We start from the raw sequence: 23,243 nt of genomic DNA on the forward strand, positions 1-23,243 counted from the left end.
GCGGCGGCTGTGACGCTCTCGTCCGCCGAGCATACCGACCGGTATGCATGCTGGGGAGGCCCTGGCCCGGGGATCCGGCGGACGCGTCAGTCCAGCACGCGACCCAGGTACGCCCGCAGCAGTTCCCGCGTCTCCTCGATGACCTTCGGGTCGCCCTCGGGCGCCACCCGGAAGGCCAGGTGGACGAGGGTGTCGGCGGCCTCCACGGCGATCAGGAAGGTGCGGCGCAGGTCCTCGTCGGGGGTGCGGCCGAGGTGGCCGGAGAGCAGGTCGGTGAGGCGGTCGGCGACGCGGTGGTTGGGTTCGGCGCGCGAGCCGACCGGGATCTGGTTGCCGAAGTCCACGAGCGAGAAGCCGGGCGCGGTGCGCTTCATGGCCAGGTACTCGTCGAGGACGGCGTCCATCGCGGCCCGCCAGTCCCCCTGCCGGGCATCCCGCAGCCGCTCGGTGACACGCTCGGCGTACCGCTCCAGGTTGCGCTGGGCCAGCGCGTCGGCCATCTGCTTCTTGTTGCCGAAGAAGCGGTAGACCGACCCGATGGGGACGCCGGCCCGCTGGGCGACGGCACGGGTGCTCAGCGCGTCGTAGCCGACCTCGTCCAGGAGGTCGGCGCAGGCGTCGAGGATTCTGGTCAGCCGTTCGGCGCTGCGCCGCTGCACGGGCGCGCGACGGAGCGATGTCGCGTGGGGCACGGGCTTCATGATGCCTTTCCGCCGTGATCCGGTGAACCTCGCCCCTCGGTACGGAGGAAGGTGCCCGGTGCACTCGACGCGGCGGGGGACGGCGTGCCCGCGCCGTCCGCGGCACCCGGTCCGGAGCCGGCGTCCGGCTCGAGTCCCGTTTCCGTTTCCGGCCCTGTTTCCGGCTCCGTTTCCGGCTTCGACTTCGACTTCGGCTCCGTTTCCGGCTCCGGCTCCGGCTCCGGCTCCGAGGCCGTGATGTCCGCCGTGCTCTCCACCGGCTTCCCGTCCACCGCCCACACCGTGCCGTCGTCGGCGTACAGCCGTGCGGTGACCTGGTGGGTGCCGTGCCCGAGGTAGCCCTCGGGGATGCGGTAGGAGGGGTCGCGCAGGTCGGCGAGGGGCGAGCCGTCCACGAAGAGCCGGGCGATGCCGTGGCCGCCGACCGCCGCCTGCGCGCCGGACGGCGACAGGCGGAAGCCGCGCAGCTTCAGGCGCACGTCCCAGCCGCCCTCCGCGTCGGGTTCCACCTCGAGACCGACCCGCGGCGCGCCCTTCCCGCCGATCTCCCGGTAGTGCCGGCCGTCGTCGTCCGTGGCGTCGAGCACCTTGCCGACGGGCGAGGGCGAGAGCGTGCTCTCCCGCCCGGCCGGCGCGGGCGCGCCACTGCTGCCGCAGCCCGCGGATCCGGTCACCAACAGGACACAGACCCCGAGCGCGGGCAGGGTTCCACGCGTCCACGACATGCCCGGGAGCGTAGAACACGGGTACGACACGGGGATCCCCCCGGGGTCTGGTTCTCGCCATCCGTGATCGTCCTCCGGGAGGAGGACCCGCGCACCTCTTGCGTCCGGGAAACCGCAATCCTACGGTGATGCAGAGGAATCGGCGGTCGAGGGAGCACGCATGAACAGCGGGGACGCACGCAAGACGGCAGAGGGGCTGACGTACCTCACGGGATTCGGCAACGAGCACGCCTCCGAGGCCGTGCCCGGCGCCCTGCCCGAGGGCCGCAACTCCCCGCAGCGCGCGCCCCTGGGGCTGTACGCGGAGCAGCTCAGCGGCTCCGCCTTCACCGAGCCGCGCGCCGACAACCGCCGCTCGTGGCTGTACCGGATCCGCCCCTCGGCGGCGCACCCGGCGTTCACCCGCGCGGACAACGGCGCTCTGCGCACCGCCCCCTTCACGGACACGGTCCCGGACCCGAACCGGCTGCGCTGGAACCCCCTCCCCGACCCCGCGCCGGGGACGGACTTCCTCGGGGGCCTGTGGACCCTGGGCGGCAACGGCGACGCCGCCCAGCGCGCCGGCATGGCCGTGCACCTCTACCACGCCGACGCCCCCATGGACCGGGTGTTCAGCGACGCCGACGGCGAGCTGCTGATCGTGCCGGAGCGCGGCGGCCTGCTGCTGCGCACCGAGTTCGGTCTGCTGCACGCCGAGCCGGGGCACATCGCGCTGATCCCGCGCGGGGTCCGCTTCCGGGTGGAACCGCTCGAGGGCACGGCCCGCGGTTACGTGTGCGAGAACTACGGCGCCCCCTTCCGCCTCCCCGACCTCGGCCCCATCGGCGCCAACGGCCTGGCCAACCCGCGCGACTTCCGCGCGCCCGTCGCCGCGTACGAGGACGTCGAGGGTCCGGTGGAGGTGGTCAACAAGTACTGCGGCAACCTCTGGACGGCCACCTACGACCACTCGCCCCTCGACGTCGTCGCCTGGCACGGCAACCACGTCCCGTACGTCTACGACCTGCGCCGCTTCAACGTCATCGGCACGATCTCGTACGACCACCCGGACCCGTCGATCTTCACGGTGCTGACGTCCCCGTCCGACACCCCCGGGCTGGCGGGCGTGGACTTCGTGGTCTTCGCGCCGCGCTGGCTGGTGGGCGAGGACACCTTCCGGCCGCCGTACTTCCACCGGAACGTGATGAGCGAGTACATGGGCCTGATCGAGGGGGCCTACGACGCCAAAGCGGAGGGCTTCGTGCCGGGCGGCGGCTCGCTGCACAACATGATGTCGGCGCACGGCCCGGACCGGGAGACGTTCGACCGGGCCAGCGCGGCCGACCTGGTGCCCCACAGGGTCGACGACGGACTGGCGTTCATGTTCGAGACGCGGTGGCCGCTCGCCCTCACCCCGCAGGCGGCCGGCGCGGACCATCTGCAACAGGGCTACGACGACGTGTGGTCGGGCCTCGAACGCCACTTCCGCCCCTTGCACTGAGGATTCCCGCCAGGTACGGATGGCCCCGTGACCTCCTTCGCGCCGGACTCGATCGTCCTGAACCGCAAGCTGCCGCTCTGGTACCAGGTGTCGCAGTCGCTGCGCGCCTCGATACTCGGCCGCTCGGCCGCGGACCCCCTGCGGCTGCCCACCGAGGAACAGTTGGCGGGGCACTACGGGGTGAGCGTGCTGACCATGCGGCAGGCGCTCAAGGAGCTGGAGGACGAGGGGCTGATCACCCGGCACCGCCGCCGCGGCACGTTCATCGAGCCGACGGCCCAGCGGGGCGCCCCGGTCCGGCTGCTGGGCTCGGTCGACGCGATCGTGGCCCAGCAGTCGGGCATGGTGACGGAGCTGCTCTCGCACGGCGGGACGCCGGTCCCGGCGGACGTCGCCGAGTACTTCCCGGACCTGGCGGAGGTGACGGCGTACCACCGGCTGCGCGGCGACGAGAAGACGGGCGAGCCGACCAACCACGCCCGCAACTACGTCCGTCCGGAACTCGCCGCGGTGATCGACCCGGAGGACCTGGTGCGCTGGCCGATGACCAAGGTGCTGCGGGACGTGGTGGGCGCGGACATCAGCCGGATCACCGACACGGTCGAGGCCCGCCTGGCGGACCCGGAGACCGCCCGGCTGCTGCGGGTACCGCTGCTCAGCCCGATCCTGCGCTACACGGGCGTCACCTACGACAGCGGCGGCCGCCCGCTGGACGTGGCCGTCATCCACTACCGCGGCGACCGCTTCTCCTTCACGGTCACCCTCGACGCGCACTGAGCACGTCGTACGATGCCACGCGTGACGCGCGACGAAGCTCCGCCGCTGGCGGACCTCATGCCGTGGTCGGTCGCACCGCCGCGGCTCGGCCGGGGGTGGCCGACGGCCCCCGATCCGGCTTCCCTGCGGGCCCGTTGGGACCGCCTCCTGAAGGCGGAGGGAGCGGACCGCGAGGTCCTCTTCCAGCCGACCCGCTCACGCACCGCGCACACCGCGGTCGCACAGCTGCCCGGCGGGCCCGCCGGCACCGGCAGACTGATCCGCGCCACCGGTCCCTGCCCCGAGCCGGTCCGGGTCCTGGCCGCCCCCTTCGACGAGCAGTGGCTCATCCCCGACCACCGGCTGATCGACGCGGCCCGACCCGAGCTGTGGCGGGTGGCGGACGCCCAGCAGGTCTTCGTGGTGGAGTCGGCCGAGGCCCCGCACCTCCTGGCGACCTCCCGCCTCCCCACGCTCCGCGCCGGCCGGATCCGCCCGCTGTACCGCCGCCCCGGCGGCGGGGAACCCAACCTCGCGCCGGGTCTGCTGGACCACCTCGGCCACTCCGGCGACCCGCTGGACTTCCTCGCCTGGACCCTCGCCGCCGTCCGCCCCGACCTCACGGTCCCGCTCACCCGGGACCCCGGAGCGTGGTCCCGCGGCGTCGCGCTGGGCCACCGCCTGCTGCGGCTCCTGCGCCGCGACGGCGAGCGCCCCAAGCTGCCCGGCGGCCGCCGCCCCTACGTCCGCGCCCCGCTCCCCGCCCTGCCCCTGACCGTCCGCTACGACCCCGACGAGGAGGCCCTCCACCTCGACGGGGGACGCGTCTCCCCGGTCCCCGCGCGGGCCTGGGACTTCGAGGCGGGCGGCGTCCGGGTCCTGGAGCAGTGGTGCGCGGTCCGCACGGCACCCGGCGAGGCCGGCACCCTCTCCGCCCTCCGCCCGCGCACCTGGCCCCAGTCCTGGACCTCGGAACTCCTGGAACTCATCACGGTGCTGACCCTGCTGGCGGAACTCCTCCCCCAGCGTGCGGAGTTGCAGGTGGCGGACGACGTCACGGCGTCGGACCTGCGGGCGGCGGGCGTGCTGCCGGTACCGCACCGGGCCCGCCGCCCCGCCTCGGTCCTGACCCTGGACGAGGAGGGCCCGGAGGGCCAGTTGGCGCTCCTCTAGGGCGTGCAGGGCGTGCAGGGCGTGCAGGGCGTGTTCACGGCCTGGGCGCGAAGGCGTCCAGCACCCGCTCCACCGCGAACCCGAACACGGCCTCCAGGTCGATCGGCCCGGGATCCCCGGAGAAGGCCGCGGCCATCCGCGGACAGGCCCCGGTGGCGACCTGGCTCCCCAGGTAGGCGATCCGCGCCGCGTTCTCCTGCTCCTCCGACCACGGCAGCGACCGCGTCCGCTCGCCGCGACCGGCGCGGTGGCGCTGCTCCTGCTGTTCCGGTTCGCCTGCGCCTGGGCGGGCATCTTCCTCGGACTGCTGTCCCGCAGCGAGGAGGCGGCCGGTCAGCTCGGCAGCGCGACCTTCGTGCTGCCGCTGCTGTCCAACGCCTGCATCCCGACCGGCGACCTGCAGGGCCGGCTGCGCGCGCTCGCCGAGCGGAACCCGATCAGCGCGGTGACGACGGCGCTGCGGGACCTGTTCGGGAACGCGCCGGTCCCCGGGGGGCTCCGCCTGGCCGGTGGCGCATCCGGTCGCCGGATCGCTGGCCTGGTGCGGGCTGCTGAGCGCGGTGTTCGCGCCGCTCGCCGTGCGACGGTACGCGCGGCCATGACAGACCGGGGCCGCACGGGACATGATCCACCCCATGGACCAGCAGCCCCTGCCCCTGGAGGGCCTCACCGTCGTCGCCGTCGAGCAGGCCGTCGCGGCCCCGTTCGCCACCCGGCAGCTCGCCGACCTCGGCGCCCGGGTGATCAAGGTCGAGCGGATCGACGGCGGCGACTTCGCCCGCGGCTACGACACCGCGGCCCGCGGCCTCGCCTCGCACTTCGTGTGGTGCAACCGCGGCAAGGAGTCCATCGCGCTGGACCTGAAGGACCCGCGCGGCCTGGACGTCGTACGCCGGCTGGTCGCGGACGCGGACGTGTTCGTGCAGAACCTCGCGCAGGGGGCGGCGGCCCGGCTCGGCCTGGACGCCGCCACCCTGTGCGTCGCGCACCCGCGCCTGGTCGCGGTCGACATCTCCGGGTACGGCACGTCGGGGCCGTACGCGGACAGGCGGGCGTACGACATGCTCGTGCAGTGCGAGGCGGGGCTGGTGTCGGTGACGGGGACGCCCGGGCAGCCGGTGAAGGCGGGCATCCCGGCGGCGGACATCGCGGCGGCCGTGTACGCCTTCTCGGGCGTGCTGGCGGCGCTGGTACGGCGCGGGACGACCGGGCGAGGCGGGCCGGTGGAGGTGTCGATGCTGGAGGCGCTGGCCGAGTGGATGGGGCATCCGCTGCACCACGCGATGCACGGCGGCACGGTCCCCGCGCGCACCGGTCTCGCGCACGCCGTGATCGCGCCCTACGACGCCTATGCGACGGCCGACGGCGGGCGGGTGCTGCTGTCGGTGCAGAACGACCGGGAGTGGCGCCGGCTGGCGGAGCTGGTGCTGGAGCGACCGGAGTGGGGAAGTGACCCGGCGTACGCGACGAACGCGGCGCGGGTCGCGCACCGGGAGCGCACCGACGCGCTGGTGGCGGGAGCGCTGGGCGCGCTGGACGCCGACGAGGCGCTGGCGCGCCTGGAGGCCGCGGGCATCGCGTGCGCGCGGCTGCGGGATCTGCACGAGGTGGCCGGGCATCCGCAGCTGGCCGCCCGGGGGCGGTGGCGGGAGGTGGACTCGCCGGTCGGGCCGTTGCGGGCGCTGCTGCCTCCGATCACACTGCCGGGTGGAGTGGAGGCGCGGATGGGGCCTGTGCCCGCGCTCGGGGAGCACACCGAAGCCTTGCTGCGTGCCGTGGGGATGACGGACGAGGAGATCGCAGCGCTGCGCCGGGACGGTGTGGCCTCCTGAGCGCGGGCCTCAGTGCTTGTTGTTGCTGCCGAACAGCGAACGGCGCAGTCGGCGCAGCGGTGCGAACAGCGAGACCCCGCTGATCCGGGCACCCCTGGGACTGCGGTGGGCCGGCGCGCGCGACGTCAGTTCCCGCATGAGGGAGGTCGCCTCGACCGTCTCCCGCTGCGGTATGGCGGGGCCCGCCAGCACCGAGAGATGGCGGTCGAGACGCGAACTGGTCGCGTTGCTCCCGCAGGTGATCGCGGGGACCCTCGCCCTGCTGCGCATCGTTATCTGTTCCATGTCACTCCCCACCCGTACGACTCCACCCGGCCCGGGCAGGGTAACCCTATCGTCCCGGCGAGGCACACGTGTATCGCGGCCACAGGAATCACCTTCCCCGTAAGGGGGTTGACGACCCCTCCATCATCACTCTCCGAATCCGACCGATTTCAGGGTGAGTTGGACAACCGGCCGCGTAGTGGGCCGTGGTGAGCCGCCGTCGGGCTCGACGGTCACGGCGAGTGACGTCGACGAGGGCTCGAGTCCGGTGGCGAGCAGAGGCGCGTCACCCTCGAAGAGGCCGAGGGAGCGCGGTTGCGCGCCGGGGCGCATGACCCAGAGCTGGTGCACCCGCCCGCCGGGCAGCCCGTCGTGTCCGCTCAACGTGACGACCGCCTCGCCCGCCGAAGCGGAGGCGATCACTCCGATCGTGCCGCCCCGCGCGTCCTCGCCGGTGCTCGCACGGGCGTCCGGAGCGGCGAGAACGTGGGCGATCTCACGTGCCCGGGTCCGCTCGGCGTCGAGCTGATCCTGGGTGCGACCGGCCTGGACCGCGAAGAGGGAGGCGACGACGAGCGCGGCGGCGGCCGTCGCGGTGGCGAACGGCACGAACAGCGGGCGGCGTGCCCGGGGCGCACGGGAGCGTCCGGGCGGCGGCCGCATGCCCCAGACGTGCGGGGGCAGTTGGGGCGCGCGCTCCCGCGACGGCTCACGCGCGGGCTCCTGCGGCGTCGTGCGTACGGCGGCCAGGACCCGGTCCCGCAGCGCGGCCGGGGGCGGCGCGGCCGTCGACCAGGCCAGCCGGACGGCGTCCTCGGACAGGGCGCGCACCTCGGCGGCGCAGCGGTCGCAGCCGCTCAGGTGTTTCTCGAAGCGGCGCCGCTCGCCGGATTCGAGGGCGTCGAGGGCGTAGGGCGCCGCCAGCGAGTGCAGGTCCTCGCGGCGGAGGAAGCCGAGAACGCTCACGCGGCACCTCCCAGGCAGTGGCGCAGCCGCGTGAGTCCGTCGCGCATCCGGGTCTTGACCGTGCCCAGCGGCAGCGAGAGCCGCTCGGCGACTTCGCGGTAGGTGTAGCCGTCGTAGTAGGCGAGGGTGACGGACTGGCGTTGCAGGGCCGTCAGCCGGTCGAGGCAGCGGCGTACCCACTCGCGCTCCAGGCCGGCCTCCACCTCCTCGGTGACCTGGTCGAAGGCGGGGTGGTGGGCGCGCTGCGCCTCGCGCTGCTCGCGCTCGCCGGCCGCGCGGGCGCTGCGCACCCGGTCGACGGCGCGGCGGTGGGCGAGGGTGAGGATCCACGACAGCGCACTGCCGCGCCGGGGGTCGAACCTGGCGGCGGAGCGCCACAGTTCGAGCAGCACCTCCTGGGAGACCTCCTCCGACTGCGCCGGGTCCCGCACGACGCGCCGCACGAGTCCGAACACCGGCCCGGACACGATGGCATAGAGCCGTTCGAATGCGTTCTGGTCGCCTCCCGCGACGAGCACCAGCAGCTCGTCCGCCTCCATCCGGTCCCCCTCCCCGCGGCCGCATCCCGGCCGTCCCGTCATCCCAGGCACTCGCAACGCACACACCTCCGGCAGGGGTACGGATTCCAGGGGCGAAAACGCGGGTGAGCAGGAAAGAAAAAGTTTTTGGGTTCCGACCAATCCAGCCGGCGTCCCCATTCCGTATCACTGTCCGTCAGGCAAGTTGGCACTGAGGACGGACGGCATGACAGCTATCTCCAGGAGCGGATCCGGACGCAGGGGCGTCGCGACCCTCATATGCGGGGCACTGGCCGCCGGGGGTCTCGCGGCCGCCGGCGTCGCCACGCTGGCACCCGGGGAGGCGGCCGCCTCCAGCCACCGGGAGGCCCCGCTCATCTCGGGCACCCCGCAGTACGACAACACCGACGTGTACGCCTTCGTGAGCCCGGACAAACCGGATACCACGACGATCGTCGCGAACTGGATCCCGTTCGAGGAGCCGGCCGGCGGCCCGAACTTCTTCCCGTTCGCGGAGGACGCCCAGTACGACATCCGCATCGACAACAACGGTGACGCACAGGGCGAGTTGCTCTTCCGCTACACCTTCAAGACGCATGTGAAGAACAAGAAGACGTTTTTGTACAACACCGGGGCGGTCGAGAGCCTGGACGACCCCGACCTGAACGTGACGCAGACGTACGACCTCGAACTGGTCAAGCTGAGGAAGGGGAAGGAGGTCCACACGACGAAGCTCGCGGACGACGTGCCGGTGGCGCCGTCGAACGTCGGCAAGGCCTCGATGCCCGACTACGCCAAGCTGCGCAGCCAGGCCATCTACAAACTCTCCAACGGCGCGCAGACCTTCGCCGGCCAGGCCGACGACCCGTTCTTCCTCGACCTGCGCGTCTTCGACCTGCTGTACGGCGGGAACCTCTCCGAGGTCGGCAACGACACGCTCAAGGGCTACAACGTCAACTCGATCGCCCTCCAGGTGCCGACGGACCTGATCGCCGAGTCCGCGCACCAGCCGATCGTGGGCATCTGGTCGACCACGCAGCGCCGCAACGCGCAGGGCTACTGGTCCCAGGTGTCCCGGCTGGGCAACCCGCTGGTCAACGAGGTCGTCAACCCCATCAAGGACAAGGACAGGTTCAACGCGTCCGAGCCGAAGGACGACGCGCGGTTCCTGAAGAACGTCACCAACCCGGAGCTGCCGAAGCTCATCGAGGCGATCTACAAGATCAAGGCACCCGCCGAGCCGCGCAACGACCTGGTGGACGTGTTCCTCAAGGGGGTGAAGGGACTCAACCAGCCTCCGCACGTGACGCCTTCGGAGCAGCTGCGTCTCAACACCTCCATCAAGCCGACCGCCTCCCCCAAGCGGCTGGGCGTGCTGGACGGCGACAACGCGGGCTTCCCCAACGGGCGCCGGCTCACCGACGACGTGATCGACGCCTCGCTCCAGGTCGTCGAGGGCGAACTGCTGGGCGCCAAGAACGACCTGGGTGACGCGGTCGACAAGAACGACAAGCACTTCGAGAAGGCCTTCCCCTACGTCGCGCTGCCGACCGAGGGGTCACGCGGCCCGCTCGCCAAGGGCGTCAGCACGGGCAACGACGTCCGCAACCAGCTCGGCGACGCCCTCCGGCCCGCGGGCACCACGTCCGGGACGGACACCACCGTGATCGCCGCCTCGGCGGGTGCCGGCGCGGCCGGAATCCTGCTCATCGGCGGCGGGCTGATGTGGTGGCGCCGGACGAGCGGCGGCCACGGCCGACGGGCTTACCGGGGCTAGGGTCTTTCGTTTGGATCAGGTCGGATCAGGGAGCGGGGCCTGGTGCCGTTCATCGCAAGGCGGAGGAGGGCGCCATGGCGGAGCCATGGCAACCGACGACAACGCGGCGAGGGACGGCACCAGGCCCCGCGAGCCCGGCCTGATCCAAACGAGAGGCCCTAGGCACGGCCACGGGTCCGGAGGGGCGGGCCCCGCGGAGGCGCCGGGCACGGTGCCCGACCTGCGGAGGCGCCAGGCACGGTGCCCGACCTGCGGGGGCCGCCGAACCCGACCGGACCTCGTCGAGCCCGCCGGCTCCGGCCGGCTTACCGCCGGCCCCTTGTCCGGGCGGGCGGGGGAGAATCCTGCACTCCCCCGCCCGCCCCACCCGACGGGCGCGGCCCGCGTACTCGTCCCCCACGGCGCGGGCCGCGCCACCCCCACGCACCAGCGCAGGACGATTCACTCCAGGCGACCGAGGAGAGGGCATGCCCCCGCGTACGAACGACGGCGGACCGGAGCGCGAGCGGCCGGCCTCCGGGCCCGATGCCACCGCCCCGGCGGAGGAAACGGCGTCCGGGCAAGCGGCGGGCCCGCCGACGGCACGGCCGGAGGCGGCAAAGACCGCCGACGCGATCGAGTCGACCGGCGAAGCCCGGCCGGCCGTGGCCGCCGGGACTGCCGGGACTGCCGGGACCGCCCCGACCACCGGGACCCCCGAAGCGGCCGGCCCCGCCGACGAGCGGGTCGCCGCCGTTCGGCGGGTCGCCGCCGCGGGGCGCCGTTGGCGGTCCGTGCAGCTCGGGGCCTGTGCCGCCCTGCTGGCCGTCGGTCTCACCGCGGGGGCGATCGCGTTCGGCGCGGTGCGGGACGGCGGGGACGCGCCGGTGGTGACGGCCGCCGCGGTCTCCCCCGGTCTGCTCGCGGCCGCCGACCTCGACACCGGCGTCGCCGCGCTCCAGGCCCATCTCCGCGACCAGCCCAAGGACTTCGGCGGCTGGGCCACCCTCGGCCTCGCCTATGTCGAGCAGGCCCGCACCCAGGGCGACCCCTCCCGCTACCCGCAGGCCGAGCAGGCGCTCAAGCGCTCCCTCGCCCTGCGCCCGGACAACGACCAGGCCCTGTCCGGCCGTGCCGCGCTCGCCGCGGCCCGACACGAGTTCGCCGACGCGCTCGCCCACGCCGACCGGGCCCTGGAGCTGAACCCCTACAACGAACGCGCCCTGTGCTCCCGCATCGACGCGCTCGTCGAGCTGGGCCGGTACGAGGAGGCGGCGCGGGCGGCCCGCACGGCCGACGAACGGCGTCCCGGCGTACCGGTGTTCACCCGCTACGCATACGTCCAGGAGCTGCGCGGCGACGTCACCACCGCCCGCCGGGTCCTGGACCGGGCACTCGCGGCCTCGACCACGCCGGGCGACATCGCCTACGTGGCCACCCAGCTCGGCCAGCTCGCCTGGAACCAGGGCGACGACGACACCGCCCTCACCCACTACGCCCGCGCCCTCGCCGCCGACGAGGACTACCTCCCGGCGTTGGAGGGCCGCGCCCGCGCCCTGGCGGCGAGCGGCCGGCAGGCGGAGGCGATCGAGGGGCTGGAGAACGTGGTGGCCCGCTTCCCGCTCCCCGGCCCGCTGGTCGAGTTGGGCGAGTTGTACGAGGTGCGCGGCGGCGCGGGCGACGCGGCGCGGGCGCGGGACCGGTACCGGCTCGTCGACGCCTGGACGGCGCTCGCCCGCGCAGGCGGTGTCAACGTCGACCTGGACACCGCGCTCGCCGCCGCCGACCACGGCGACCGGACGGCGGCACTGCGCGCGGCCCGCGCCGAATGGGACCGCCGCAGGACGGTGCACACCGCGGACGCCCTCGCCTGGGCCCTGCACGTCAACGGCGAGGACGACGAGGCGCTCGGCTACGCCCGGCGGGCCACGGCCACCGGTTACGACAACGCCGTCTTCCTCTATCACCGGGGCGTGATCGAACGGGCCACGGGCCACCCGGACGACGCCCGCGCCCACCTCACCGCGGCCCTGGAGCTGAACCCGGGCTTCTCGGCCCTCGGGGCCCGCGAGGCCCGTGCCGCCCTGAAGACGCTGGAGGCGGCCGAGTGACGCTCCGTCGCGTGTTCGCCTCCTGCGCGGCCGTCCTGACGGCCGGGTGCGCGCTCACCCTGTTCCCTTCCACCGGTGCGAGCGCGCACCCCTTGGGCAACTTCACCGTCAACCGTTACGACGGCCTCGTGGCCGCCCCCGGTCAGCTGCGCGTCGATCACGTGGAGGACCTCGCGGAGATCCCGGCGACCCAGGCGAAGCCGGACGTCGAGCGGCTCGGTCCGGCCGGGTGGGCCCGGCAGCGGTGTGCCACGGCCGCCGCGGGCAGCCGCCTCACCGTCGACGGCCGTACGGTCGCCCTCACGGCCGGCGCCGCGGAGGCCGACCTGCGGCCGGGACAGGCCGGGCTCGACACCCTGCGCGTGCGGTGCCGGCTGACCGCTCCGCTGCCCGAGGCCGCGTCGGTGTCGCTCACCTTCCGGAGCGCGGGCGTCTCCTCCGGGCCCGGCTGGCGCGAGATCACCGCGCGCGGCGACCGGATGACGCTCACCGACGCGGACGTACCGCGGAAGTCGGTGTCGGAGGAACTGACGCGCTATCCGGCCGGGTTGCTGTCCTCACCCGCCGACACCGCGACCGCTTCCCTGCGGGTGCGGCCCGGCGGCGCGGCGCTCGCCGAGGAGGAGGACGACGCGCCCGCCGCGTCCGTGCTGCCCCGGGGCGCGGACCGCTGGACGCGGGCCCTGGACGGCCTGGTCGCCCGGCAGCACCTCACCCTCGGTTTCGCCGCGCTGGCGTTGGTCCTCGCCGTCGGCCTCGGTGCGATGCACGCCCTCGCGCCGGGGCACGGCAAGACCCTCATGGCCGCGACGGCGGCCGCCCGTGGCGACCGGGCCCGCTTCAAGGACGTCCTGCCGCTGGCCGCGTCCGTCACCGTCACCCACACCCTCGGCGTGGTCGCCCTCGGCCTCCTGGTCACCGCCGGGTCGGCCGCCGCGCCCTCGGTGGTCGCCTGGCTGGGCCTGGCCAGCGGCGCCCTCGTCCTGTTCGCGGGCACGACCCTCGTACGACGGGCCTGGCACCACCGGGGACACGGGACCGGACACCGGCATCCCCGTCCCCACCCGCGTCCGCACCGGCCGGCGAAGCCTCCCGTCCGTCAACCGGTCCTCGTCGGCGCGCCCGCGGAACACCCCGCCCGGTCCACCGCCCACGAGCACCCGCGCGACCTCGACCACGGCCACACCCACCACGACCACGACCACGACCACGACCATCATCACCGCCACGCCGGCGAGCACCGGCACGACGGCGAGCACCGGCACGATCACGGGCACCACCCCACGGACACGGACATGGACACGGACGCCCACACGCACACCCATGGCGGTGTGCCCCACAGCCACCCCACCGCCCCGACCCTGCGCGGCACGATCCTGCTCGGCTTCGCCGGGGGCCTGGTCCCCAGCCCCTCCGCCGTCGTCGTGCTGGTCGGTGCCGCGGCGCTCGGCCACGCCTGGTTCGGGCTGCTGCTCGTCGTCGCGTACGGGATCGGGCTGGCCCTGACCCTGACGGCCGCCGGGTTCGCCGTCGTCCGGCTGGGCGCGGGTGCGGCCCGGCTGCTGGACAGGAGCCCGCGCCGGACCGGCCACCCGGCGGTGGCGCTGGTGCGCCGGAACCTGCCCCTGTGGTCGGCGCTGGTGGTCGTGGCCCTCGGGGCCGGGCTGGTGCTCAAGGGGGTCGCATCCGTACTGGTCTGAGCTACGTTGGGGAGGTATTCACCAGGATGCGAAGGGGGAACGGGGTGCGCGGTGACCGAAGAGTCCGGCAGTGAGCGTCTGATCGCGGGCCGCTACCGTCTGCTGTCCCCGCTCGGCGAGGGTGGCATGGGCACGGTCTGGCGGGCCCGGGACGAGGTGCTGCACCGCGAGGTCGCCGTCAAGGAGGTCCGTGCCCCGGCCGGACTGCCGGCCTCGGACGTCGAGCGGCTGTACGCCCGGCTGGAGCGGGAGGCCTGGGCCGCCGCCCGGGTGGCGAACCGCAATGTGGTGACGGTGTACGACGTGGCCGTGCAGGACGGCCGGCCGTGGATCGTCATGGAGCTGGTACGGGGCATCTCGCTCGCCGAACTGCTCGACGTGGAAGGCCCGTTGGAGCCCGCGCGGGCCGCGCACATCGGGGCCGAGGTACTGGCCGCGCTGCGGTCGGCGCACGAGGCGGGCGTGCTGCACCGGGACGTGAAACCGGCCAACGTGCTGATGTCCAACGACGGCCGGGTGGTGCTCACCGACTTCGGCATCGCCTCCGTCGAGGGCACCTCGGCGCTCACCATGACCGGCGAGGTCATCGGCTCGCCCGAGTTCCTCGCGCCGGAGCGGGCGCTGGGCCGCACGCCGGGCCCCGAGTCGGACCTGTGGTCGCTGGGCGTGCTGCTGTACGCGGCGGTCGAGGGCAACTCCCCCTTCCGGCACGACACACCGTTGAGCACCCTGCGCGCGATCGTCGACGAGGAGCTGCCGCGGCCCCGCCGGGCGGGCGCGCTGGCCCCCGTCATCGAGGGGCTGCTGCGCAAGGACCCGGCCGAACGGGTGCCGGCCGAGGTGGCCGAGGCCGATCTGCGGGTCGTCGCCGCGGGCGGCACCGCCCGGCCCGGCGCGTTCCGGGCGGCGACGCCGTATCCGCCGACGGCCGCCGGGCCTTCGGCGACGTCACGCACCGGGCCGTCGCCGTCGCCGGCTCCGCCCCGGACCGGCTCCCCGGAGGACACCACCCGGACCGGGCCCGGCCGTGACCGGCGCACCGCGGGCGTGCTGCTCGCCGGAGTGGCGGCGCTGGCACTGGCGGTCGGCGGGCTGACGTACGCGCTGCTGAGCAGGGGGGACGGGGGCGACGGCAGCGGCAGTGGTGGCGGGGACGTCGTCAACAGCCGGTCGCAGGGCGTGAGTCCGTCCGCGACGCCGCGGGAGAGCGAGACCTCGGACAGCGGGGAGCCCTCGCCGGACGCGAGTCCGAGCGAGAGCGGGAGTGCCACGAGCGAGGCTCCGCCGCAGTCCGTGGCGGTCACGGTCACCGGCTCGCACACGGACTACTCGGGGTCCTGCCCGCCGCCGGACGCGCAGGCGCCCACGTTCACGGTGACCATCACGGTGGGCCGGCTGCCCGCGCGGGTGTCCTACCGGTGGGTGTCGGAGGAGGGCGAACTCGTGGACGCGGGCTGGCGGACCCTGGACCTTCCGGCGGGCGGCGGGAGGTCGGGGCAGGACAGGGTCGTGGTGACCACGCACGCCGGGAGCGGGACGTACCGCAACGCGATCGGTGTCGAGGTGCGCGAGCCGGTTCGCGTGACGTCGAACTCGGTGCCGTTCTCGGTCACGTGCGAGACGGAGGCCCCGTCGGGCGGGGCCTCCCCCTCCGCGTCACCCTCGCAGTGATGGCGGCTCAGGCGGCGTTGTCGAGGACCGGCAGGTAGCCACCCGACTGACCGGACGCGGTCGGGTGGTAGGACTCGCCGATGTTGAGCCAGTTGACGCTGTGCAGCCAGGAGCTGCCGGAGCAGATCTCGTGGCCGGTGAAGGTGGTGCGGACGTCCCCGAAGACGAAGCCGTGGGCGGCGGCGCGCTGGGCGGTGACGCTGTTGAGGAGGTCGGAGGCGTTGTTGATGGCGGTGCGCTTGGTCTCGGACAGCCCCAGGCAGGTCGTGCCGAGCTGGTAGAAGCGGGGGTAGCCGATGACGACGACGCGGGCGGCGGGCGCCTTGGAGCGGATCGCCGAGTAGACGCTGTCGAGCTGACCGGGCAGCGTGGAACTGACGTACGAGCGCGCGGTGTTGATGCGGCTGAGGCAGGTGCTGTCGGAGCTGGTGACGCAGGTGGTCATGACGTCGGCGAAGCCGGCGTCGTTGCCGCCGACGCTGATGGAGACCAGGCCGGTGGAGGAGTTGAGCGGGCCGAGCTGTCCGGCGAGAACATCACCCGTTCGAGCGCCCGAGCAGGCGGTGAACGAGAACGAGGCGGGGGCGTGCGCGGCGTTCCAGAGGTACGGGAAGGCCTTCGTGCTGCGCTTGCAGTCGCCGCTGGAGCTGATGTAGCTGCCGGATCCGACACCTGAGGAGTAGGAGTCGCCGAGGGCCACATAGCCGCCGGTGGCGGCGAGTTGGGCCCCCTGGGCCGAGGCCGCCCCGGTGAGGGCGGTGCCGAGGGCGAGCAGGAGCGAGCTGACGAGTACGGCAATGCGGGAACGTCTCATGGAACCTCCCTTAGCAGGATCTCTGCGGCAACCTTGGTACCAGCTACGCGCGTTGACAGGAAGTGTTCATGCCAAGTCTGTTGAGGTTCCGGGCGATCGATCATCTCCCATTTGTTACGTGGGCACGTCAAATTCGTTGACTGTCTTTCAACACCCTTGTTCTACGGCGGTAGATGACGGAGTCTTTACCCCGGCCGAGAGCGGTACGCCGCGACGCTCGACGCCGTGTGCGCGAACACCCTGCGCACCCCCCACAGACGCGCGCCCCACCCCGGCGCGCGCCGCCTAGAGGAGGACTCCCTCGTAATGGCACACCTTCGCAGCAACAAGGTCCGCGTCTCCGCCGCCGCCACCGTGGCGGCCGCCGCCCTCGTCGGCGGACTGACCGCGCTCCCCGCCCAGGCCGCCCCGGCCGAGGGCAGCGTCCTCGCGGCCGGCTCCCCCACCGCCGTCAAGGACAGCTACATCGTCACCCTCAAGCAGGACGCCGGCTTCAAGGCGTCCTCGGCGACCGGCAAGGACCTCATCAAGGGCTACGGCGGCTCGGTGAAGAAGACGTTCGGCGCCGCGCTGAACGGCTACACCGCGACCCTCTCCGCCGCCGAGGCGAGGAGACTGGCCGCCGACCCCGCGGTCGCCGCCGTGGAGCAGGACCAGACCGTGCACGTGGACGCCACGCAGTCCAGCGCCCCCTGGGGCCTGGACCGCATCGACCAGACCTCGCTCCCGCTGTCCGGCACCTACACCTACCCGGACTCCGCGGGCAGCGGTGTGACGGCCTACGTCATCGACACCGGCGTACGCATCACGCACTCCCAGATCAGCGGCCGGGCCGTCAACGGCTACGACGCCGTCGACGGCGACAACGTCGCCCAGGACGGCAACGGCCACGGCACCCACGTCGCCACCACGATCGCGGGCACCACCTACGGCGTCGCCAAGAAGGCGAAGATCGTGGCCGTCCGGGTGCTGAACAACTCCGGCTCCGGCACCACGGCCGGTGTGATCGCGGGCATCGACTGGGTGACCGCGAACCACTCCGGGCCCTCGGTCGCCAACATGTCGCTCGGCGGCGGCGTCTCCACCACCCTGGACGCGGCCGTGCGCCGCTCCATAGCCAGCGGCGTCACCTACGCCGTCGCGGCGGGCAACAGCAGCACCACCGCCTCCTCCTCGTCCCCGGCCCGGGTCACCGAGGCCATCACGGTCGGCGCCACCACCAGCACCGACGCCAGGGCCAGCTACTCCAACTACGGCTCGGCCCTGGACATCTTCGCCCCCGGCTCCTCCATCACGGCGGGCTGGTACACCAGCGACACCGCCACCAACACCATCTCCGGTACGTCGATGGCGACCCCGCACGTCGCGGGCGCGGCCGCGATCTACCTGGCGGGCCACACCTCGGCCACCCCGGCCCAGGTGGCCACGGCCCTGGTCAACGGCGCGACCACCGGCAAGGTCACCAGCGCGGGCACCGGCTCGCCGAACCGCCTGCTGAAGATCGTCCCGTGACCCGACGCCGCTGAGGCGGCGACCGGTCAGGTCCCGTTCCCCGGAGGCGCACCCGGCCTCCGGGGGACATTTATGTCAGGTTCCTGATCATCGAGGTCCGTCCCGGGACGGGACGAGCCGTTGTGTAACGGTCAAACGAACAAAAAGGTGAGGCCTCGTTCCAGGTCTTGCCATACGGGCGTATTCGTCAATACCGTCAGACATCTCACCCGCATCGGACCGTCGGTAAGCGGCTGGGCCCTGTCGTCACCTTCCCGTCGTCCGCCCGGAGGGCGGGCCCGGCGGCGTCAGGTGCGTGCTCTCGGCGTGCCGGGCCCTGATCCTCGTACTGGACGTACTCGGGTCAGGGCCCGGTGCGGCGAGAGTGCGTGCATGGCGTCGCGGGGCAGGCGAGAAGGTGACGACAGGGCCCGGGGGAGGGCTCAAGGACCGCAGACGGTTTCCGGCGCGGGGCGCGGTAGGGGGGTGCCGTGCCCGGTGACCGAACCTGGTGACCGGGTCGTGCCGCGCAGTCGGCTGCCGTCTTTTCCGGTGGCCGGCCGGCTTTGCCAGCTCACCCGGGGTGCGCGGAGAGGTCTTCCGCCATGCCGGGCCGCAGGGCCGACGGAGAGGTCCTCCGTCATGCCGTGCGGCCGTGGGTGACACAACAACCCCCCTTTCGAACCGGACTTACATCCGGGCCGCCCGGGGGTGGGCGGCCCACCGGACGAGAGGGACCACACTCATGAGTTCCGTTCTGCATCCGGCGACACCGGGCCAGGATCGTCAGGCCCCGTCGACCGCCGGGAAGTACCGGCCCATCTCCTCTCACCTGGCCATCACGCCACCGGTGAGCGTCGTCATCCCGGCGATGAACGAGGCCGAGAACCTTCCGTACGTCTTCAAGACCCTGCCGGACTGGATCCACGAAGTGGTGCTGGTCGACGGCAACTCCACCGACGCCACCGTCGAGGTCGCGCGGGAGCTGTGGCCCGGCGTCAAGGTCGTGGGGCAGCAGGGCCGGGGCAAGGGCGACGCCCTCATCACCGGCTTCGAGGCGTGCAGCGGCGACATCATCGTGATGGTCGACGCGGACGGCTCCGCCGACGGCAACGAGATCGTGTCGTACGTCTCCGCCCTCGTCTCGGGCGCGGACTTCGCCAAGGGCTCCCGCTTCGCCAACGGCGGCGGCACCGACGACATGACCTTCGTCCGCCGGCTCGGCAACCGCGTCCTGTGCGCCGTCGTCAACCGCAAGTTCGGCGCCCGCTACACCGACCTGTGCTACGGCTACAACGCCTTCTGGCGGCACTGCCTGGACAAGATCGACCTGGACTGCACCGGCTTCGAGGTCGAGACCCTGATGAACATCCGGGTCGTCAAGGCCGGACTGAGGGTGCAGGAGATCCCGAGCCACGAGTACCTGCGCATCCACGGCGTCAGCAACCTGCGCGCCGTGCGCGACGGGCTGCGGGTGCTGCGGGTGATCATCGGCGAACGGTCCAACCGGCGGGCGCTGCGCCGCGGCCGCCGCGCGCGGATGCTCGACGGGGCCCGGGGAGAGGTGTCTTGAGCGCGAACGACACCCCGGCCGGGCCGCCCGTCCGCGTCTCCGTCGTCGTCTGCGTGTACACCGAGGACCGCTGGGAGGACATCCTCGCAGCGGTCTCCTCGGTGCGCGCGCAGAGCCGGCCGGCCCTGGAGACCCTGCTGGTCGTCGACCACAACCCGGTGCTCCTGAACCGGCTGACCCGGGAGTACAAGGAGGTCACCGGGGTGCGGGTGCTGCCCAACGCGGGCCCGCGCGGGCTGTCGGCCGGCCGCAACACCGGCATCGCCGCCTCCCGCGGCGAGGTGGTCGCCTTCCTCGACGACGACGCCGTCGCCGAACGCGACTGGCTGAGCCGGTTCGCCGCCGCCTACGACGACCCGCGGGTGATGGCCGTCGGCGGCCGGACCGAGCCGGTGTGGGCGTCCGGACGGCGGCCCGACTGGTTCCCCGACGAGTTCGACTGGGTGGTGGGCTGCTCCTACCGGGGCCTGCCGCCCGGCCTGGTCCGGGTCCGCAACGTCCTCGGCGGCAACGCCTCCTTCCGGCGGACCGCGTTCGACCTCGCGGGCGGCTTCGCCACCGGCATCGGCCGCGACGGCAACAGGCGGCCGCTGGGCGGCGAGGAGACCGAGCTGTGCATCCGGATCGGCCGCGCCAGACCCGACGCCGTCCTGCTCGTCGACGACCGCGCCGTCATCCACCACAGGGTGCCCGAGGCCCGCGAGCGCTTCGCGTACTTCCGCACCCGCGCCTACGCCGAGGGCCTGTCCAAGGCGCTCGTCGCCCGCAGTGTCGGCGCCGGCAAGGGCCTGGAGTCCGAACGCCGTTACGTCACCCGCGTGTTGCCGGCCGGGGTGGTCCGGGGGCTGCGCGACCAGGCGCTGGCCCGCCCCGGCGGGGCCCGGCGCGCGGGCGCGATCGTCGCCGGGGTGCTCACCGCCGCCGCCGGCTACGTGGTGGGCAGCGTACGGGCGCGGCGCAACGGGACGGTGTTCTCGCGGGTACGCGTCGACGCGCCCGCCGGGGCGGACCGGGAGGCCGCCGCATGACACAGGCGCGGATCCCGATCCTCATGTACCACGCGGTCGCGTCCGACCCGAACGACGCCACCCGGTCGCTCTCGGTCTCCCCGGCGGCGTTCGCCGGGCAGATGGCGATGGTCGCCGAGCGGGGCCTGACGCCGCTCACCACCGCGGACCTCGCGGCCCGCTGGCGCTCCGGCCGCCCGCTGCCCGCCCTGCCCGTCCTGATCACCTTCGACGACGGCTACGAGGGCGTGCACCGCCACGCCCTGCCCGCTCTGGCCGAACACGGCTTCCCGGCCACCCTGTTCGTGTCCACCGGCTGGCTCCGCGGCGCGTACGACACCGGCGGCGGCCCGGACGCCATGCTGGACTGGCGGCAGGTGCGCGAACTGGCCCGCGCGGGCGTCGAGATCGGCGGCCACAGCCACAGCCACCCGCAGCTCGACCAGCTCGACGACACCGCGCTGCACGCCGAGCTGGCCCGCTGCCGGGACATCGTCGCCGGCGAACTGGGCGCCCCGCCGGTCTCGTTCGCCTACCCGTACGGCTACTCCAGCAGGCGGGTGCGCACGGCCGTGCGGGAGCACGGTTTCGCCCAGGCGCTCGCCGTCGGCAACGCGCTGGCCCGGCGCGCGCAGGGGCCGTACGCCCTGCGGCGGGTGACCGTGCGGCGTGGCACCGGCGTCGAGGAGTTCGAGCGGCTCCTCGACGGACGCGCCGTCGCCCGCACCTTCGCCCGGGACCGCGCCCTCACCAAGGGATACGCGGTGGTGCGCGGGGCCCGGCGGATCCACCGCAGGGCGGCCGACGCCCTGGCCTGACGGTCCGACGGTCCGAGGCGGGAGGCGCGGCACGGGCCGGCCGTGGAGGCCTCGCGCCGGAAGGCGCGGCGCGGGCCGGTTCGGTGGCCCTGCGCCGGGAGGCGCGGCCGGGGGAGCAGGCCCCGGCCGCGCCTTCCGGCACACCGCGCACCGGACAGATCCGACACACCGGCGCGCAGTACGGAAACCGGGTGCACACGGACCGCCGGTGCCGGATCATGGCGGGCATGTCCGCGCACCCACACGACGCCCTGCCGATGCGGCTCAACGTCGACGACTCCGACTCCCCGTCCGACGTCGTCGACGCGCTGTTCCTCGGCCGCTTCGCGACGGGCGAGCAGCCGTACTCCCACGCGGTGAACATCGACCGTGTCCGCTCCGGCGCCGACCTGGTCCCGCCCCACGCGCGCGTGCTGCGCGTCGCCCGCGACGACGACCGCAGCGCCACCCTCGCCGAGGGCGACGGCTGGACGCTGCTGGTGTCCCGCTGGAACCGCGGCGCGGACGTCACCGTCACCGCGACCAGCGCCGAACTCGCCGCGAAGGTGCTCGACGAGGCGACCGACGGCGCGGCGGACGATCCCGAGCCCCAGCCGGAGAACGTGACCATGGGCTTCTGGTACGTCTCCCCGCGGCGCGGGCCGCACCGCACCACCCGCCAGATCGCCGCGGGCACCTGGGACGAGATCCGCCCCAACTACACGGCCCCCGTCGCCGAGGCGATGGACCGCCTGATGGGGACGACCCCCGACGACATCGCCGGCCGGCTGCTCCTGCTGCACGGCCCGCCCGGCACCGGCAAGACCTCCGCGCTGCGCACCCTCGCCCGCTCCTGGCGGGACTGGTGCCAGGTCGACTGCGTCCTGGACCCCGAGCGGCTGTTCTCCGACGTCGGCTATCTGATGGACATCGCGATCGGCGAGGAGGACGGCCCCGGCAAGAGCCGCTGGCGGCTGCTCCTGCTGGAGGACTGCGACGAGCTGATCCGCGGCGAGGCCAAGCACACCGCGGGCCAGGCCCTCTCCCGGCTGCTCAACCTCACCGACGGCCTGCTCGGCCAGGGGCGCAACGTCCTGGTCGGGGTGACCACCAACGAGGACCTGGAGCGGCTGCATCCGGCGGTCGTGCGGCCGGGCCGCTGCCTGGCCCGGATCGAGGTCGGGTCACTGACCCGCCGGGAGGCGGTGGACTGGCTCGGCACCGAGGAGGGCGTCGGCCGTGAGGGCGCCACCCTCGCCGAGCTGTACGCACTGCGCCGGGGCGCCTCCCCCACGTCGCTGCCGGAGCCCCGCGGCGGGGCCGACGCCGGGCTGTACCTGTAGGGCTTCTCGTTCGCGCTGCTGTTCGGGCGACTCGCGGAGCGGGCGGGACTACTGCGCCCGACGCGGGCCCTCGCCGGGCCGGCGGGCCGAGCGGCCGGCCCTCCCGGAACGACACGCGCGAGGACCCTGCCGGCCGGCCGGTGAGGGGTCCGCCCCCGGCGCACCTCTCAGCCGCCGGCCGCTCGCAGGGCGTCCCGGACCGCCGCCAGGGCCTCCTGCTCGCCCAGGCCCAGCCGGCGGGCCCGCTCCGCGTAGGTCTGCGCGGCGGCGGCGATCTCCCGCTCCGCCGCCGAGCCCGCGGCGGCGACGAACGTGCCGTTGCGCCCGCGGGTCTCGATCACGCCGTCCGTCTCCAGCGCCCGGTAGGCCTTGGCGACCGTGTTCGCCGCCAGGCCCAGCGACTCGGCCAGGCCCCGCACGGTGGGCAGCCGATGGCCCACGGGCAGCGCCCCCGACCGGGCCTGCTCGGCGATCTGCGCCCTCACCTGTTCGTACGGCGCGACGCCCTCAACGATGTCGATCTTCAAGGTCACGGCCCGATTGTCCCGCACCCGCCGGAAAATGG

General features: G+C 73.8%; 21 protein-coding genes. 13 read left to right on the forward strand and 8 right to left on the reverse strand.

Going from position 1 to position 23,243, the window contains the following annotated elements; translation table 11 throughout:
- Window positions 1-86: 86 nt before the first annotated feature.
- Window positions 87-701 (reverse strand): TetR family transcriptional regulator, encoded by a 615-nt coding sequence (locus tag ACH4N1_RS29575; protein WP_398101994.1) that lies wholly within the window; start codon window positions 699-701, stop codon window positions 87-89.
- Window positions 698-1,426, reverse strand: a complete 729-nt coding sequence (locus ACH4N1_RS29580; protein WP_398101997.1) for a nuclear transport factor 2 family protein — start codon at window positions 1,424-1,426, stop codon at window positions 698-700. Before ACH4N1_RS29580 ends, ACH4N1_RS29575 begins: the two co-directional genes overlap by 4 nt.
- A gap of 160 nt (window positions 1,427-1,586) precedes the next feature.
- Between ACH4N1_RS29580 and hmgA the strand changes: the two genes are divergently transcribed.
- The 3 genes from hmgA to ACH4N1_RS29595 are packed head-to-tail and all read left to right on the forward strand — an operon-like array spanning window position 1,587 to window position 4,835.
- The gene (gene hmgA / locus ACH4N1_RS29585; protein ID WP_398102000.1) at window positions 1,587-2,906 is read left to right on the forward strand and encodes a homogentisate 1,2-dioxygenase; all 1,320 of its coding nucleotides are present in this window, start codon (window positions 1,587-1,589) and stop codon (window positions 2,904-2,906) included.
- A gap of 27 nt (window positions 2,907-2,933) precedes the next feature.
- The gene (locus ACH4N1_RS29590) at window positions 2,934-3,683 is read left to right on the forward strand and encodes a GntR family transcriptional regulator (RefSeq protein WP_398102003.1); all 750 of its coding nucleotides are present in this window, start codon (window positions 2,934-2,936) and stop codon (window positions 3,681-3,683) included.
- 12 nt (window positions 3,684-3,695) lie between these two features.
- Complete coding sequence (locus tag ACH4N1_RS29595; protein WP_398102005.1) at window positions 3,696-4,835, forward strand: type ISP restriction/modification enzyme; 1,140 nt, start codon at window positions 3,696-3,698, stop codon at window positions 4,833-4,835.
- A 34-nt stretch (window positions 4,836-4,869) separates the two neighbouring features.
- On the opposite strand, the gene ACH4N1_RS29600 is transcribed toward ACH4N1_RS29595, so the two are convergent.
- Window positions 4,870-5,472, reverse strand: a complete 603-nt coding sequence (locus ACH4N1_RS29600) for a hypothetical protein (RefSeq protein ID WP_398102008.1) — start codon at window positions 5,470-5,472, stop codon at window positions 4,870-4,872.
- Between ACH4N1_RS29600 and ACH4N1_RS29605 the strand changes: the two genes are divergently transcribed.
- Window positions 5,471-6,667 (forward strand): CaiB/BaiF CoA transferase family protein, encoded by a 1,197-nt coding sequence (locus ACH4N1_RS29605; protein ID WP_398102010.1) that lies wholly within the window; start codon window positions 5,471-5,473, stop codon window positions 6,665-6,667. The genes ACH4N1_RS29600 and ACH4N1_RS29605 overlap by 2 nt on opposite strands.
- A gap of 9 nt (window positions 6,668-6,676) precedes the next feature.
- Here ACH4N1_RS29605 and ACH4N1_RS29610 read toward each other — a convergent pair whose 3' ends face one another.
- The 3 genes from ACH4N1_RS29610 to ACH4N1_RS29620 form a co-directional block, all read right to left on the reverse strand.
- Window positions 6,677-6,952, reverse strand: coding sequence for a hypothetical protein (locus tag ACH4N1_RS29610; RefSeq protein WP_363089307.1), 276 nt, complete (start codon window positions 6,950-6,952; stop codon window positions 6,677-6,679).
- 126 nt (window positions 6,953-7,078) lie between these two features.
- On the reverse strand, window positions 7,079-7,897 hold the full coding sequence (locus ACH4N1_RS29615) for an anti-sigma factor domain-containing protein (RefSeq protein ID WP_398102013.1): 819 nt from the start codon (window positions 7,895-7,897) through the stop codon (window positions 7,079-7,081).
- Window positions 7,894-8,436, reverse strand: a complete 543-nt coding sequence (locus tag ACH4N1_RS29620) for a sigma-70 family RNA polymerase sigma factor (RefSeq protein ID WP_363089309.1) — start codon at window positions 8,434-8,436, stop codon at window positions 7,894-7,896. Before ACH4N1_RS29620 ends, ACH4N1_RS29615 begins: the two co-directional genes overlap by 4 nt.
- Before the next feature lie 205 nt (window positions 8,437-8,641).
- Between ACH4N1_RS29620 and ACH4N1_RS29625 the strand changes: the two genes are divergently transcribed.
- The 4 genes from ACH4N1_RS29625 (at window position 8,642) to ACH4N1_RS29640 (ending at window position 15,653) form a co-directional block, all read left to right on the forward strand.
- Window positions 8,642-10,192 carry a DUF4331 domain-containing protein gene (locus tag ACH4N1_RS29625; RefSeq protein WP_398102016.1) on the forward strand — a complete coding sequence of 517 codons (1,551 nt, stop codon included), beginning with the start codon at window positions 8,642-8,644 and terminating at the stop codon, window positions 10,190-10,192.
- Window positions 10,193-10,659: 467 nt separating this feature from the next.
- Window positions 10,660-12,282 carry a tetratricopeptide repeat protein gene (locus ACH4N1_RS29630; RefSeq protein ID WP_398102019.1) on the forward strand — a complete coding sequence of 541 codons (1,623 nt, stop codon included), beginning with the start codon at window positions 10,660-10,662 and terminating at the stop codon, window positions 12,280-12,282.
- The gene (locus ACH4N1_RS29635; protein ID WP_398102022.1) at window positions 12,279-13,982 is read left to right on the forward strand and encodes a nickel transporter; all 1,704 of its coding nucleotides are present in this window, start codon (window positions 12,279-12,281) and stop codon (window positions 13,980-13,982) included. The genes ACH4N1_RS29630 and ACH4N1_RS29635 overlap by 4 nt, the downstream gene beginning before the upstream one ends.
- Window positions 13,983-14,033: 51 nt before the next feature.
- Window positions 14,034-15,653 (forward strand): protein kinase, encoded by a 1,620-nt coding sequence (locus ACH4N1_RS29640; RefSeq protein WP_398102025.1) that lies wholly within the window; start codon window positions 14,034-14,036, stop codon window positions 15,651-15,653.
- Window positions 15,654-15,660: 7 nt separating this feature from the next.
- On the opposite strand, the gene ACH4N1_RS29645 is transcribed toward ACH4N1_RS29640, so the two are convergent.
- Window positions 15,661-16,467 (reverse strand): SGNH/GDSL hydrolase family protein, encoded by an 807-nt coding sequence (locus ACH4N1_RS29645; protein WP_398102028.1) that lies wholly within the window; start codon window positions 16,465-16,467, stop codon window positions 15,661-15,663.
- Window positions 16,468-16,773: 306 nt separating this feature from the next.
- Between ACH4N1_RS29645 and ACH4N1_RS29650 the strand changes: the two genes are divergently transcribed.
- From ACH4N1_RS29650 to ACH4N1_RS29670, 5 genes are all read left to right on the forward strand, one after another.
- Window positions 16,774-17,979 (forward strand): S8 family peptidase, encoded by a 1,206-nt coding sequence (locus ACH4N1_RS29650; protein ID WP_398102031.1) that lies wholly within the window; start codon window positions 16,774-16,776, stop codon window positions 17,977-17,979.
- Between the two features lie 724 nt (window positions 17,980-18,703).
- On the forward strand, window positions 18,704-19,531 hold the full coding sequence (locus tag ACH4N1_RS29655; protein ID WP_398102034.1) for a glycosyltransferase family 2 protein: 828 nt from the start codon (window positions 18,704-18,706) through the stop codon (window positions 19,529-19,531).
- Window positions 19,528-20,559 carry a glycosyltransferase family 2 protein gene (locus tag ACH4N1_RS29660; protein ID WP_398102037.1) on the forward strand — a complete coding sequence of 344 codons (1,032 nt, stop codon included), beginning with the start codon at window positions 19,528-19,530 and terminating at the stop codon, window positions 20,557-20,559. Before ACH4N1_RS29655 ends, ACH4N1_RS29660 begins: the two co-directional genes overlap by 4 nt.
- The gene (locus ACH4N1_RS29665; protein WP_398102040.1) at window positions 20,556-21,356 is read left to right on the forward strand and encodes a polysaccharide deacetylase family protein; all 801 of its coding nucleotides are present in this window, start codon (window positions 20,556-20,558) and stop codon (window positions 21,354-21,356) included. The genes ACH4N1_RS29660 and ACH4N1_RS29665 overlap by 4 nt, the downstream gene beginning before the upstream one ends.
- A 227-nt stretch (window positions 21,357-21,583) precedes the next feature.
- Window positions 21,584-22,678: a DUF5925 domain-containing protein gene (locus ACH4N1_RS29670; RefSeq protein ID WP_398102042.1), complete on the forward strand. Its 1,095-nt coding sequence runs from the start codon at window positions 21,584-21,586 to the stop codon at window positions 22,676-22,678.
- Between the two features lie 167 nt (window positions 22,679-22,845).
- Here the strand turns inward: ACH4N1_RS29670 and ACH4N1_RS29675 are convergent, their stop codons facing one another.
- Complete coding sequence (locus ACH4N1_RS29675) at window positions 22,846-23,211, reverse strand: GntR family transcriptional regulator (RefSeq protein WP_366059206.1); 366 nt, start codon at window positions 23,209-23,211, stop codon at window positions 22,846-22,848.
- Between the last annotated feature and the right edge of the window lie 32 nt (window positions 23,212-23,243).

It is taken from the genome of Streptomyces sp. NPDC017202 (assembly GCF_044331705.1).
Taxonomy (GTDB): Bacteria; Actinomycetota; Actinomycetes; order Streptomycetales; family Streptomycetaceae; genus Streptomyces.